The following is a 13,173-nucleotide window of genomic DNA, read 5'->3' as shown; positions in this document are numbered from 1 at the left end:
GTCAGGCACTCTCGCGATTGATCATCACGTGCTTGATCTCGGTGTACTCCTCGAGCGCGTAGACCGACATGTCCTTGCCGTTACCGGACTGCTTGAACCCGCCGTGCGGCATCTCCGGCGTCACCGGCAGGTGATCGTTGACCCAGACGGTGCCGAACTGCAGCTCGCTGGAAGCGCTCATCGCGCGACCGATGTCCTGGGTGAACACCGATGCGGCCAGCCCGTATTCGGTGTCGTTGGCGAGTGCGATGACGTCGTCGCTGTCGCCGAACCGGGTCACCGAGGTGACCGGGCCGAAGACCTCGGTACGTACGATCTCGTCGTCCTGGCGTGCACCCACGACCACGGTGGGGGCGGTGTAGAAGCCGGTGCCGGGGTTCTCGCCCTGGATCAGCTCGGTGTGTCCGGTCTGCTTCGCGCGCTCGACGAATCCCTCGACGCGGTCGCGGTGTTCGGCGGTGATGACCGGTCCCATGGCGGTGTTCTCATCGGCGATGTCACCGAGATCGAGGGCCTTGACCGCCTTTTCGAGTCCTGAGACCAGTTCGTCGTGCACCGAGTCGTGCACGTAGATCCGCGAGGCCGCCATGCAGTCCTGTCCGGAGTTGCAGAACGCGCCCTCCATGATCTTGGCGACCGTGAGCGGGATGTCGGCGTCGGGATACACCAGCACCGGCGCCTTGCCGCCGAGCTCGAGGTGGAGCCGCTTGAGGTTGGTGTTCGCCGAGGCGCGCATGAGCGCCCGGCCGGTGTCGACGGAACCGGTCAGCGATGACATCCGCACCAGCGGGTGGGCGACGAGCCGGGCCCCGACATCCTCGCCGTCACCGGTGACGACGTTGAACACGCCGGCCGGGAACAAGTCGGCGGCCAGCTCGGCCAGGCGGAGCACGGAGAACGGGGTGTGCTCAGAAGGCCTGAGCACCAGGGTGTTTCCTGTCAGCAGCGCCGGGGAGATCTTCCAGATCGCCATCAGCAGCGGGTAGTTCCAGGGCGCGACCGAGCCGACCACACCCAGCGGGTCCCGCCGGATGATGCTGGTCTTACCCGCCACGAACTCCCCCGCCGCACGGCCCTCCATGGTGCGGGCGGCCCCGGCGAAGAACCGCAGGTGATCGGGGATCATCTCCATCTCCTCCAACGCCAGGCCGATCGGCTTGCCGACGTTGCGCGATTCGATCTCGGCGAGCGTGCGGGCGTCTTCTTCGACGCGGTCGGCGAGCTTGAGGAAGGCTCGGGCGCGTTCACCGGCAGGCGTGCGGGCCCAGTCCCCGAACGCGGCATGGGCGGCGGCCACCGCGCGATCGACGTCGTCGACGGTTCCGTGGGCGATCTCGGCGAACGCCTCACCGGTAGCGGGTGCAGGCACCCGATCGACCGCGCCGCTCGACGACGGAGTCCAGTCGCCGTTGATGAACATCGTGCTGTGAAAAGTCATGTCGTACTCCGATTCTTCTCTGGGGAAAGGGGATTGTCGTTGTCAGCGGCGCCGGCGTTGGCGGCCGTGGTGAGGAATGCACGCACCGCGTCCTTGGACATCGGCTGCGCGGCAATGGACATGTGCACCATCACGCCTTCGATGACCACGTCGAGCAGTCGTGCGGTGGCGCGGTCGAAGTGCTGCGACAGGGCGTCCTCTGCGCGCTCCATCCACTGCTGGGTGATGCGCTTGTTGCCGGATCGTCGCACCGCGTCGCCGTAGAGCTCGTAGGTGACGGCGAGCTCGTTCGGGTTGGCGGCCAGGTCGTCGGTGACGGCCGAGACGATGCACTCGAGGAGATCGTCGTCGGCCCCGCAGGAGGCCAGCCGATCCTCGAACCGGGTCGCCAGCTTCTCGACATGGGTCTGGAAGGCCTGGTTGACGATGTCGTCGAGCGTCGCGAAGTGGTAGGTGATGGAGCCGAGCGGGACGTCGGCAGCCTCGGCGATGGCGCGGTGGGTGATACCGGCGACACCGTCGCGGGCCAGGACTGCCAATGCCGACTCCACGATGCGCTCCTTTCTGTCCGGGTCGTGACGACGTGCGCGGCGGGCTGCGGTGGCCATGGTCGCCTTCCGTTAAGAACAGGTGTACGTATCGATGAGGACAAACGTACCCAACGATCCGCCGCCGCGCGCACCTTCGAGAACTTCGACCTACATCGCCTCGGGGGCCGGCTCGTCCAACTGACGTTCATTGAGGGCTTTGCCGACGAGCTCATACCGCTCGGGTGCGACGAACCGCAGGTAGGCGCCGTAGGCCATCCCGGCGAAGAGTGCGACGAACACCAGCGAGACCATGACCGCCGCCATCGCGCCCTGCACACCCAGCAGAATGTCGAGGCTGTTGAGCGTCAGGACGAAGAAGGCGGCCAGCCCGATGACCGCCAGGATCGGCGCGATCACGGTGTTCCACCGGCGCTTGTCGACGTCGGACTTCCGGAAGAACACGAAGATCGCGACCCCGGCGACCAGCTGGGAGAAGATCACCCCGATGGTGCCGATCCCCGTCGCCCAGGTGAACAGGGTGGCGAACGGGTCCAGGCCGGCGACGGCGAACGCGACGATGACGATGCCCACCATCGCGCTCTGGACGATCGAGGCGACCCACGGCGTCTGGCGGCGCGGCAGTGTCCAGCCCAGCGGTTTCCACACCAGACCCTGGCGGCCCAGAGAGAACAGGTATCGCGAGACGTTGTTGTGGAAGGTCACGATCGCCGCGAATGTCGCTGTGACGATGAGGATCTGGAACAGAAGAGAGATGTTGTGGCCGATGATGGTGTCGCTGGCGGCGAAGATGAAGTTGCCGCCGGTGTCGGTCGCGATCGAGACCACCTTGTCCAGACCCAGTGCGTTCATGATGAGCCAGCCGGAGATCGCATAGAGGGTGCCCATGAACGCGATCGACAGATAGGTGGCTCGCGGAATCGTGCGGGCGGGGTCGCGCGCCTCCTCGCCGTAGATGGCCGATCCCTCGAAACCGATGAACGAGGCGTGGGCGAACATCAACGCCACCCCGAGTGCGCCGCCGAGCACGGCACTCGGCGCGAAGGGCTCCAGGGAGAACTCCGAGACCGGCTCATTGCCGCCGAACAGGCTGCACACACTCAGCACGGTGATCATCGTGACCTCGAGGGTCATGAACACGCCGAGCACCTTGGCACCGGAGTGCACCCCTTGTACTCCCAGGCCGAGACACGCGAGCAGTCCGACGAATGCGTACACCCACCACGGGATGGTCACGCCGAGAACAGGATTGAGCAACTCGCTCGCGTAGTACCCGAATCCACCGTACAAGCCGGCTTGAATGGCGTTGTAGGCGAAGATGGCCAGCGAGGCCGAGCCCAGTCCGGTGATCCGGCCCAACCCCAGCGTGACGTAGGCGTAGAAGGCGCCGGCGTTGGTGACGTGGCGGCTCATCGCCACATAACCGACGGCGAAGATCATCAGCACGACCGCGGCGATCACGAACGCACCGGGCATGCCGATGCCGTTGCCCGCGCCGATGATGATCGGGTAAAGCGCGACGACGACAGTCAGCGGCGATGCGGCGGCGATGATGTAGAAGAAGATGCTCGGAACCCCGAGGCTGTTCTTCTTCAGCCCGTGGTTGAGGCGCCGACTGCCGGCCGGATCGGCGGCGGTCGGGTTGGCGGGCCGGCGCAGGCCGAGCCGCCGCTGGGGTGGCGACAGGGTGGGGATGTTCTCCATGGTGGTCCGTCTCTCGTGGTTCACGATGTTTTCTGACAAGGGCACTTCGTGTCCAGGCGCCGAACCGGAAACGGTCGAACGCATCGGATGATCACTGTTCACCCCCTCAGATCCAGCGCGAGGTCGATGAGCAGATCTTCTTGGCCGCCCACCATCGAACGGCGGCCGGCTTCGACGAGCAGGTCGCGTGTGTCGACATCGACCTCGGCGGCGATGCGCTCGGCGTGCAGCAGAAAGCTGGAGTACACCCCCGCGTACCCGAGGGTGAGGGTTTCCCGGTCGACCCGCACGGGGCGCTTCTGCAGCGGCCGGACCAGATCCTCGGCGGCGTCCATCAGCGCGAACAGGTCGCAGCCGTGCGCCCAGCCGTGGAGTTCGGCGACCGCGACGAAAGCCTCGAGGGGGCAGTTCCCGGCACCGGCGCCCAGACCGGTCAGCGACGCGTCGACGCGGTGCACTCCTTCTTCCACTGCGACAACGGAATTGGCGACACCGAGCGCCAGGTTGTGATGAGCGTGCACCCCGATCGTCGTGGTGGGCGCGAGCACATCACGGTAGGCACGAACGCGGTCGCGCATGTCGGTCATCGTGAGCCGGCCACCGGAGTCGGTGACGTAGACGCACAGCGCGCCGGCCTCCTCCATGACCTTGGCCTGCGCCGCCAGATGATCGGGATCGGTGAGGTGGGACATCATCAGGAAACCCGCCACGTCGAGGCCGAGGCTGCGTGCGGTCGAGATGTGCTGGCGCGCGATGTCGGCTTCGGTGCAGTGGGTGGCGATCCGCACCGACGTGACGCCGACGTCGACAGCAGCGCGCAGATCGTCGAGCGTCCCGATACCGGGGATGAGCAGCGTGGTGAGCCGCGCGGTGCGGATGACGTTGGCGGCCGCCGCGATCCACTCGCGGTCCTCGTGCGCCCCGGCCCCGTAGGTGAGGCTGCCGCCGGCCAGGCCGTCACCGTGCGCGATCTCGATGGCGGCCACGCCCGCCTGATCCAGTGCGCGGGCGATGCGGCGGGTGTCGGACAGGCCCAGCGAATGGCCGACGGCGTGCATGCCGTCGCGCAACGTCACGTCCTGGACGTAGATCTCGGTGGGTCGATCGGTGTTCACCGTGCAACACTTTCGGACTGCCCCGCCATGACGGCCTGCTCGGCGACCCGGACCGCAGCGGCGGTCATGATGTCGAGATTGCCCGCATAGGCAGGCAGATAGTCCCCAGCACCCTCCACCTCGAGGAATACCGTCACCTGAGCCACGTCCACCGCCGTGTCGATGAGCCGTCGGCGCCGATCATGCTGCGGTACCGGCGAATACCGCACCTTCTGACGCAGCCGGTAGCCGGGAACGTACTGGGCCACCGCGTCGACCATGTCCCCCACCGCGCTGGCGATCACCGTCTCGTCGACAGCCGACACCAACGCGCTGACAGTGTCACGCATGATCATCGGCGGTTCCGCGGGATTGAGGATGATGATCGCCTTGCCGCGGGCCGCGCCGCCCACCGTCTCGAGCGCCCGCGCAGTAGTCTGCGTGAATTCGTCGATGTTGGCGCGGGTGCCGGGGCCCGCCGAGCGAGACGAGATGGAGGCCACGATCTCCGCGTAGTGCACCCGGGTCACCGACGACAGCGCACCCACGATCGGGACCGTCGCCTGGCCACCACAGGTCACCATGTTGAGGTTGCGCTGCCCGGTCAGGTCGGCCATGTTGACAGCTGGTACGACGAAGGGCCCGATGGCCGCCGGGGTCAGGTCCACGACCAGGCGACCGGTCGCGCTCAGCGCGGCGTCGTTGTGACGATGAGCTGCGGCACTGGTGGCGTCGAAGACGACGTCGACGTCGTCGAAGGCAGGCATCGCCAGTAGTCCGTCCACCCCAGCCGCCGTCACCGGCACCCCGAGTGCGGCCGCGCGGGCCAGACCGTCGCTGTCCGGGTCGATCCCGACCATCGCGGCGATGTCGAGCATCGTCGATCTGCGCAGTTTGTACATCAGGTCGGTGCCGATGTTGCCCGAGCCGATGACGGCGGCGTGGTGTCCCATGTGTCTGCTCGTCGACTCAGTTGGCGAGTGCGGGACTGGCCGCGCGCGGTTGCGGGGAGACGACGACGTCCGGAGCGCTCGAGCGGGCGAGCTCGTTGAGAATCGCTGCGTGGCGCACCTTGTGGCGGATGAGTTCCTCGTGGAACTCGGGCCGCACCCAGCCGTTGTACATGACGGCTTCGGATTCGCCCGGCTCGATCTTGAAGTAGACGGGACCCGCGACGCGGGCGATGTCACCGGCCTCCCACAGCCGATTCATTCCTCCGAACGATTCGAACGTCTCGGCCCAGACGTCCAGCGGCACATCGACAGAGCGGCGGATCGCAGCGAGCATCGGGCGACTGAGGTCACCCACCGGATTCACGCTGTCTGCACCGAGATCCTGGAGTATCCGGATCGAGGCCGGGTTGGCATGTCCGGCGTAGACCGAGATCTTGAACTTGGCGTCGGCCGGGATGTGTCCGGCGTCGCGCGCCTTGTTCAGGATGTCGAGGACCCCTTCGTCCCACACCAGGACACCGCGGATGCCGGTGGAGAACATCCGCAGGTAGTCGTCGAGCAAGTAGCGCACGTTGTCCAGACCGCGGACGCGGCGGCCGCCGGCCGTCCCCTCGGTGCTCAGTGCCTGCCGGCCGAGATCCCACCCGGTACGCGGGCCGGGAACGGCGATGAGCTCGATGTGGTTCTCGGCGGCCAACGCGGCAACATCGCTGAGTTCACTGGTGTTGAGCAGCGTGGTGCCGCCGCCGAAGGCGATCACGCGGTGGATGAAGACATCCTGCTTCGCGGCCTCGTCCAGCATCACCTGCAGCGTCGAAAGACGTTCTACACCAGAGATTTCGAGTCGATACTGGCCGCCGTCGTCGAATGACTTGGTCGACGTGGCAAGCGAGTAGTCATCGGCCGACAGAAGGCCTTGGGACGCCAGGATGGCGGCCCCGTCGACCCTCGATGAGCGGCTGTCGGCTGCGGTGGGCATTGCGTCTCCTTCTCGAACCTGGATCGATGATGGCGCCGTATTTCATTCAGTGAAACTATTATGCGCTGAATGAAATCTAACCCAGGCCCACTGCTCCGTCAACAGGACGCACCATCGGCGTGCCGGCACTGGGCGCTGGTAGCCTTCACTGGGTGAAAACGGAGGATCGTCCGGAGAAGAGCTCGACCCTGATCGGCGTCGAGCGCACGGCGCGGGTGCTCAGCGCGGTGGCCGACGCGAATGTCGGTAATCTGACCGAGATTTCGCGTCGGACCGAGCTCAACGAGGCCACGGTGCTGCGGTATCTGAACAGCCTCGCGGCACTGGGTTACATCGAACGCTTCAACGCCACCCAGTACCGGCTCGGCTGGGAGGTGTTCCGGCTGGGGCAGCGCGCGTTCTCCGGCCAGGTGCCCTCCGAGGTGGTCCTGCCGACCATGGAGCGGTTGATGCACGAGTTCAACGAGACCGTGAACTTCGCGGCGCACAAGGAGCGCAGCGTGGTCATCCTCGAGGTGGTCGAGGGTCGGCGCGCGGTCAAGAAGGTCAGCGATGTCGGGCAGTCCGATCCCTGGCATGCCTCCGCGCTGGGAAAGGCTCTTCTGGCCACCATGCCCGACAGTGTCTGGCGCGACATCGTCGCCTCGACGGGCCTTCCGGAGCTCACGCCCCACACGATCACCACCATGAAGAAGATGGACGCGGAGATCAAGGAGATCCGCAAGCAGGGGTTCGCGGTGGACCGGGAGGAGGCCGCGGAGGAGCTGACGTGCGTGGCCGCGGCGATCCCCACCTCCGACGGCGGTGCGTCGCGCTACGCACTCAGCATCAGCTTCCTGACGCACCGGTTGACCCCGGAGAGCCTCGAGCATGCCGGCGCCCAGGTGATCGCGGGGGCGCAGGAGATCGCCAAGAAGCTGCCGTGACGGCCTCGCAGGCGCCGGGCCGGTTCGACGGGCGCGCAGCCGTGGTCACCGGAGCGACATCGGGCATCGGGCCGGCGATCGCAGCGCGGCTCCATGCCGAGGGCGCGCAGCTCCTGGCCACCGGCCGTGACCGAAGGCGTGGCCGCGAACTCGTCGAATCTCTGGGCGAGAGAATCGTTTTCGTCGCCGCGGATCTCACCGCCCCCGAGACCGCCGACCAGCTCGCGGACGCCTGTCTCGAGTCGTTCGGCGCATTGGATGTGCTCGTCAACAACGCGGGTCTCGACCACACCGGCGACTTCGCGACGAGCTCCATGGACTCCGTCCGCCGGGTGTTCGAGGTGAACACGTTCTCCACCATCGCGATGATGCAGAGCGCGGCGCGCGTCATGCGGTCCGGCGCGGCGATGGTCAACGTGACGTCGAGGCTGGCGACCGTCGGCGTGCCGACCATGGGGATCTACGCGGCGTCCAAGGGCGCGATTCACGCGTTGACGCGCTCGGTCGCGGTCGAACTCGCTACGCGTGGAATTCGCGTCAACGACGTCGCGCCCGGGATGACCCGCACCCCCCTCTACGACGACTGGCTCGCCCGCATTCCAGGCCGGGAGACCACCGCGGCCGAGGTGTTGGCCGATATCCCGTTGCACCGCTTGGCAACTCCGGAGGATGTGGCGGCCGCCGTGGCCTACCTCGCCTCGGACGACGCACGGTATGTCACGGGGACCACGATCGCCGTGGACGGGGGCTACACCGCACGGTGACAGGCGCTCGCGGGCGTCACCAGGTGCTGGTGCGCATCACGATCTCGGCCGCGAGCTGCGCGGTCGAGTCGGCGGCCTGCTTGCGGCCCAGGAGATCGACGATCCGGTACTCCCCGTAGACGAAACGCTGACTCGCCTTCGCCACCGCCCGCGCCGCCGGGGTGCTCACCAATGCGGTCGTGTTGAGTTCGACCGGCGGACAGCTGTCGTCACGCACGGCGCCCGTCAGATCGGGCACCCGGGGATGACCGCGGTCGATGACGACGAGACCGATGAAGCGGTCCAGCCGCGTCGCGGCCAGCTCCCAGGCCAGTTCACCCCCGAGCCTGTCCCCCACCAGCAGCGCCCACCGCACGTCGAGCTTGTCCAGGATGTCGATCACCGACTTCGCCGTGAGCCGGGGGTCGGGCCCGATGACCACCGTGCGCAACGACGCGGTGTGCAGCCGCTGGCACACGGCTTCGTATGCGGCGGGCGCTTTCTGGGCAGCGCCGAGCAACACCACGACCGAGCCGTTCTCGGGACCGGCGACCTCGACGGGCACCCCGACGCCGTCGACGGTGATCATGGGAGCGGGCATTGCGCCACGCTACCGTCCACACCTGAGTCGGCGGGCCGATTTGCCTGCGGTTGACCGATGCGTCATGCCGCCGCGGCGCGCTGGGCCTGCCGGTCGACCGTGTCCAGGAAGGTCTGCGGCAACGTGCCCTCGGCCGGGATCGACGGATCGCGCGTCGGGAACGCGATCCCGAAAACCGCTGTGGCACCCAGGTTCTCGAACGAGAAGTAGACGGTGCTGTCGGCGCCGGCGAGGTGCATCGTCTGCTCGTAGACAAGAGCGTCGGTGCGGTCGGTCTGCAGGCGGGTGGTGGTCATCGGAATACCCGGATCGCTGGGAGCGAAAAATGTCTCGAAGGTCGCGCAGCGCTCGGCGGTGGCGGCGAGCCGAGCCAGATCGAGCGGCCACGTCAGCACCGTGATGACCATGCGCGCCCCGTTGTAGGCCGCCACGTATTCGGCGGCGCTGCCGGGCCCACGCTCGGCCGTCGCCGCGATGTCCCGCGTCAAGCCGTCGGTGCAGCCCTCGGGCTTCGACAGCATCGGCGGTGGACCGCCCGCCCCGTCCGCCGCGCCGGGGTCCTTGTCGATGCGCTCGTAGTGCACACCGGGAGGGAAGTCGGCGGCGGTGAGCAGCGCCCGGTCCAGCCGTGCTCCCGGCCACGTCGCCGTCCCGGTCACCGTCGGCGCGCAGCCACCCACCAGCAACAGCGCGACCACGGTCGCGAAGCCGGCACGCCAGGTCATGGCATCAGGCTACCGACGCCTCAGACCTGCGTGAGGATCTCCGCGCCGGAGTCGGTGACCACCAGCGTGTGCTCGAACTGCGCGGTCCACTTCTTGTCGGTGGTCGCGACGGTCCAGTCGTCGTCCCAGATCTCGTAGTCCAGCGAGCCGAGGTTGATCATCGGTTCGATGGTGAACGTCATGCCCGGCTCGATGACGGTCTGCACGGAGGGCTGGTCGTAGTGCAGCACGACCAGGCCGTTGTGGAAGGTGGTTCCGATGCCGTGCCCGGTGAAGTCACGAACGACGTTGTAGCCGAACCGATTCGCGTAGGCCTCGATGACCCGCCCGATCACCGACAGGGCACGACCGGGCTTGACCGCCTTGATCGCACGCATGGTCGCCTCGTGGGTGCGCTCGACCAGCAACCGGTGCTCCTCGGAGACGTTGCCGGCCAGGAACGTCGCGTTGGTGTCACCGTGCACGCCGTCGATGTAGGCGGTCACGTCGATGTTGACGATGTCGCCGTCCTCGAGCACCGTCGAATCCGGGATGCCGTGGCAGATGACCTCGTTGACCGAGGTGCAGCACGACTTCGGGTAGCCCTTGTAACCCAGCGTCGACGGGTACGCGCCGTGGTCGATCATGTACTCGTGAGCGATCCGGTCCAGCTGGTCGGTGGTCACCCCCGGTGCGACAGCCTCACCGGCGGCGGCGAGCGCACCGGCGGCGATCCGGCCGGCCACCCGCATCTTCTCGATCACCTCGGGCGTCTGCACCCATGGTTCGCTGCCCTCCTGCGCGGTCGGCTTCCAGGCGTACTCGGGGCGGGGAATCGACGGGGGCACCGGCAGCGTCGGAGAGACGGTGCCGGGGCGCAGGGCGGTCCGGACAGACATGAGGTCGATGGTAGTCGCCGGGCTCGCCCTCGACGGTGCAGCGGTCAGCTGATCAGTGGCCACGCCGGGGCAGACCGACCCGCCACGATTTCTGCGGGCCGCGGATGTCGACCGACCCGCACACCACCTTGCCGGTCAGCACGACATGCGGATTGCCTTCCGCCGGCGCTTCTTTGCGATGATCAGTGGCACTGCCGACGTTGACCTCGACGTCGTCGATGGAGGCACTGGCGCCGTCGGGCAGCCGCAGCTCCAAACCGCCGAACTTCATGTCGAGTTCGATGATCACGATCGGTCCGGCGAACCGCGCCCTGGTGAGGTCGAGCTCCACCGAGCCCATGCGGCGGTACAGCGCCAGCCGGGTCGGCACCACCCATTCGCCCTGCCGCTTGAGCGAGCCGAACACCCCGCGCAGCTCCACGCGGTCGGCGGCCGAGGCCACGATCGCGCCGGGGCCGGGCAGATCACCGACGAGGGCGTCGAGGTCGGACGGCAACCGCGCCCGCGACACCATCGCCGAGCGCTCCTCGAACTCGGCGATGTCGATCAGGCCGAGCGCGACGGCGTTGTGCAGGCGGCGCAGGGTGCCGTTGCGGTCGGCATCGGAGATCCGCATCTCGATATCGGTCATGACGGTTCCACCGTACCGCCGGGCCGCCGCCCGTCAGGCCTGGTAGTCGGGCGGCAGAGAGTCCAGCATGCCCTTGAGCATGCGCACCGCGTACTCCGAGCTCCCGCCGCCGACGATCAGCGCCGAGAAAGCCATGTCGCCGCGGTACCCGGTGAACCAGGAATGCGAGCCGCCGGCGAACTCGGCTTCCCCGGTCTTGCCCCGTACATCGCCCGCGCCCTGTAGGTCCTTGGCGGTTCCGTTGGTGACGACCAGTCGCATCATCGGCCGCAGGTTGTCGACCACGTCGGACGGAATCGGCTGCCGGTCGCCGCTGATCTCGGTTTCGCGCCCTTCGATCAGCTGCGGCACCGGGGTGTGACCGGCCGCGACGGTCGCGGCGGCCAGCGCCATGCCGAACGGACTGACAAGGACCTTGCCCTGGCCGAAGCCGTCCTCGGTGCGCTCGGTGAGATTGACCGTGGGCGGCACCGAGCCGCTGACGGTGGACAATCCGGCGATCTTGTAGTCCGGCCCGATGCCGTACTGGGACGCGGCCTGGGTGAGCCCACGCGGCGGCATGCGGCTGGCCAGTTCGGCGAACGTCGTGTTGCAGGAGCTGGCGAACGCCCGCGACATCGGGACGGTGCCCAGGTCGAATCCGCCGTAGTTGGGCACCGTGCGATGTCCGATGTCGAGGTGGCCCGGGCATCCGAGCAGCGTGTTCGGAGTGGCCATGTCGCGCTCGATCGCGGCGCCCGCGGTGACGATCTTGAACGTCGATCCCGGCGGGTAGAGACCCATCGTGGCGAGCGGGCCCTCCTGATCGGCGGCGCTGTTCTGGGCCACGGCGAGGATCTCGCCCGTCGACGGCTTGATGACCACGATCATGGCCTGTTTGCCGGTGACGTCCACGGCGTTCTGCGCCGCGTTCTGCACCGACCGGTCCAGGCTGATGGTGATCGACGGGGCGGGTGTACCCGCCACTTCGTTGAGCACGTCGACGTCCACGCCGTTCTGGTTGACCGTGACGACGCGCCACCCCGGCGCGCCGTCGAGTTCGTCGGAGACGGTCTTCTTCACCTCGTTGATCAGTGCCGGCGCGAAATGCTCGTCGGTGGGCACCATCTCGGGCTGGGGAGTGATCACCACTCCGGGTAGCGCGCCGATCGCGCCGGCGACGGCGTCGCGGTCGGCCTGGCGCAGTGTCATCAGGTTGAGCGGCCCGGCCGTCGAGCTGGCCTGCTCGGCGAGGCGCTGGGGATCGAGGGTGTTGTCGAAGCGGCGCAGCGCGTCGGCGACTGCCCGCGCGGTCGGCATCAGCTGCTCGCCGGCGGCTTTGGCGTCCAGCGCGAAGCCGTAGCGGAAGCCGGGCACCAGCACGGTGGTGCCGCTGCGCTCGTTGACCGATGCCCGCGGCGGAGCCTCGGCGCGCAGCGCCAGCGTCTGGTTCTCGCCGAGGCGCGGATGCAGGCCGGTGGCCGACCAGCGCACTTGCCAGCGGCCCTCCTCGCGGATCATGTTGAGCTGCCCGTCGTAGGTCCAGCTCCGGTCCTTGGGCAGATGCCAGGTGTAGCGGTAGGTGATGCTGCCGGTGTCCTCGGCGTACTTGGCGCTCAATATCTGGGCGTCGAGAGCCTTGGCCTGCAGACCCGCCCACGCTTCGTTGAGTGCTTCGCGGGCCGCGTCGGGATGGTCGGCCAGCGCGGCCGCGGCGCTGGTGTCGCCGGTGGCCAGCGCCGCGAAGAACGCTTCGGCGGTGGGCTCGGGGCCGTCGGGTCGCGGTGTGCATGCGCTCAACGCCAGCACCACCGTCAGGACCGTGACGACGGCCGCCACACGCGATGTGATTGATGCGGAAGAGACTCTTGTGACCATTGGGACTGATGTTAAGAAGTCACGATCCGATATCGCTGCAGGCGCACCGCGGCGTCACCGCCCAAACCGACGTTCGGGCGCACAAGTTCGAGAGAG

The 13,173-nt window shown here is 67.7% G+C and carries 13 protein-coding genes; 2 read left to right on the top strand and 11 right to left on the bottom strand.

Features of this window, described 5'->3' with window-relative positions:
• Position 1: 1 nt before the first annotated feature.
• The 6 genes from ACXYX3_RS09465 to ACXYX3_RS09440 form a co-directional block, all read right to left on the bottom strand.
• Positions 2-1,438: an aminobutyraldehyde dehydrogenase gene (locus ACXYX3_RS09465; protein WP_458611520.1), complete on the bottom strand. Its 1,437-nt coding sequence runs from the start codon at positions 1,436-1,438 to the stop codon at positions 2-4.
• Positions 1,435-2,046 carry a TetR/AcrR family transcriptional regulator gene (locus ACXYX3_RS09460; protein WP_255730103.1) on the bottom strand — a complete coding sequence of 204 codons (612 nt, stop codon included), beginning with the start codon at positions 2,044-2,046 and terminating at the stop codon, positions 1,435-1,437. The genes ACXYX3_RS09465 and ACXYX3_RS09460 overlap by 4 nt, the downstream gene beginning before the upstream one ends.
• A 90-nt stretch (positions 2,047-2,136) precedes the next feature.
• Positions 2,137-3,714, bottom strand: a complete 1,578-nt coding sequence (locus ACXYX3_RS09455) for an APC family permease (RefSeq protein WP_458611519.1) — start codon at positions 3,712-3,714, stop codon at positions 2,137-2,139.
• A 74-nt stretch (positions 3,715-3,788) separates the two neighbouring features.
• Positions 3,789-4,748 carry a 4-hydroxy-2-oxovalerate aldolase gene (dmpG, locus tag ACXYX3_RS09450; RefSeq protein WP_458612029.1) on the bottom strand — a complete coding sequence of 320 codons (960 nt, stop codon included), beginning with the start codon at positions 4,746-4,748 and terminating at the stop codon, positions 3,789-3,791.
• Positions 4,749-4,801: 53 nt separating this feature from the next.
• Entirely contained in the window at positions 4,802-5,737 is a 936-nt protein-coding gene (locus ACXYX3_RS09445) for an acetaldehyde dehydrogenase (acetylating) (RefSeq protein WP_458611518.1), read from the bottom strand.
• Positions 5,738-5,753: 16 nt separating this feature from the next.
• A complete protein-coding gene (locus ACXYX3_RS09440; RefSeq protein ID WP_458611517.1) occupies positions 5,754-6,716 on the bottom strand; it encodes a hypothetical protein in 963 nt (320 codons plus the stop codon).
• A gap of 152 nt (positions 6,717-6,868) precedes the next feature.
• On the opposite strand from ACXYX3_RS09440, the gene ACXYX3_RS09435 reads away from it, so the two are divergent.
• Together ACXYX3_RS09435 and ACXYX3_RS09430 are read left to right on the top strand one after the other, a co-directional pair.
• The gene (locus ACXYX3_RS09435; RefSeq protein ID WP_458611516.1) at positions 6,869-7,642 is read left to right on the top strand and encodes an IclR family transcriptional regulator; all 774 of its coding nucleotides are present in this window, start codon (positions 6,869-6,871) and stop codon (positions 7,640-7,642) included.
• On the top strand, positions 7,639-8,406 hold the full coding sequence (locus ACXYX3_RS09430) for an SDR family NAD(P)-dependent oxidoreductase (RefSeq protein WP_458611515.1): 768 nt from the start codon (positions 7,639-7,641) through the stop codon (positions 8,404-8,406). The genes ACXYX3_RS09435 and ACXYX3_RS09430 overlap by 4 nt, the downstream gene beginning before the upstream one ends.
• Positions 8,407-8,422: 16 nt before the next feature.
• Here the strand turns inward: ACXYX3_RS09430 and ACXYX3_RS09425 are convergent, their stop codons facing one another.
• The 5 genes from ACXYX3_RS09425 to ACXYX3_RS09405 all read right to left on the bottom strand — a co-directional run bounded on the left by ACXYX3_RS09425 (position 8,423) and on the right by ACXYX3_RS09405 (position 13,077).
• On the bottom strand, positions 8,423-8,986 hold the full coding sequence (locus ACXYX3_RS09425) for an alpha/beta fold hydrolase (protein WP_241204152.1): 564 nt from the start codon (positions 8,984-8,986) through the stop codon (positions 8,423-8,425).
• A 62-nt stretch (positions 8,987-9,048) separates the two neighbouring features.
• Positions 9,049-9,711 (bottom strand): hypothetical protein, encoded by a 663-nt coding sequence (locus tag ACXYX3_RS09420; RefSeq protein WP_241204151.1) that lies wholly within the window; start codon positions 9,709-9,711, stop codon positions 9,049-9,051.
• 20 nt (positions 9,712-9,731) lie between these two features.
• Positions 9,732-10,589: a type I methionyl aminopeptidase gene (gene map, locus ACXYX3_RS09415; RefSeq protein WP_241204150.1), complete on the bottom strand. Its 858-nt coding sequence runs from the start codon at positions 10,587-10,589 to the stop codon at positions 9,732-9,734.
• A 52-nt stretch (positions 10,590-10,641) separates the two neighbouring features.
• Entirely contained in the window at positions 10,642-11,220 is a 579-nt protein-coding gene (locus ACXYX3_RS09410; RefSeq protein WP_458611514.1) for a DUF1707 SHOCT-like domain-containing protein, read from the bottom strand.
• Positions 11,221-11,253: 33 nt separating this feature from the next.
• Positions 11,254-13,077 (bottom strand): penicillin-binding transpeptidase domain-containing protein, encoded by a 1,824-nt coding sequence (locus ACXYX3_RS09405; protein WP_458611513.1) that lies wholly within the window; start codon positions 13,075-13,077, stop codon positions 11,254-11,256.
• Positions 13,078-13,173 lie beyond the last annotated feature (96 nt).

This window comes from Mycobacterium sp. Panama NTM2 (assembly GCF_054355555.1).
The sequence above is the reverse complement of the archived record's forward strand: the minus strand, read 5'-3'. Positions and strand labels throughout refer to the sequence as shown.

Excerpts from the sequence above, each read along its gene's own strand:
- map (WP_241204150.1), bottom strand. The coding sequence starts at position 10,589 with ATGTCTGTCCGGACCGCCCTGCGCCCCGGCACCGTCTCTCCGACGCTG.
- ACXYX3_RS09420 (WP_241204151.1), bottom strand. The coding sequence starts at position 9,711 with ATGACCTGGCGTGCCGGCTTCGCGACCGTGGTCGCGCTGTTGCTGGTG.
- ACXYX3_RS09410 (WP_458611514.1), bottom strand. The coding sequence starts at position 11,220 with ATGACCGATATCGAGATGCGGATCTCCGATGCCGACCGCAACGGCACC.
- ACXYX3_RS09440 (WP_458611517.1), bottom strand. The coding sequence starts at position 6,716 with ATGCCCACCGCAGCCGACAGCCGCTCATCGAGGGTCGACGGGGCCGCC.
- ACXYX3_RS09465 (WP_458611520.1), bottom strand. The coding sequence starts at position 1,438 with ATGACTTTTCACAGCACGATGTTCATCAACGGCGACTGGACTCCGTCG.
- ACXYX3_RS09460 (WP_255730103.1), bottom strand. The coding sequence starts at position 2,046 with ATGGCCACCGCAGCCCGCCGCGCACGTCGTCACGACCCGGACAGAAAG.
- dmpG (WP_458612029.1), bottom strand. The coding sequence starts at position 4,748 with ATGCACGCCGTCGGCCATTCGCTGGGCCTGTCCGACACCCGCCGCATC.
- ACXYX3_RS09405 (WP_458611513.1), bottom strand. The coding sequence starts at position 13,077 with ATGGTCACAAGAGTCTCTTCCGCATCAATCACATCGCGTGTGGCGGCC.
- ACXYX3_RS09425 (WP_241204152.1), bottom strand. The coding sequence starts at position 8,986 with ATGCCCGCTCCCATGATCACCGTCGACGGCGTCGGGGTGCCCGTCGAG.
- ACXYX3_RS09445 (WP_458611518.1), bottom strand. The coding sequence starts at position 5,737 with ATGGGACACCACGCCGCCGTCATCGGCTCGGGCAACATCGGCACCGAC.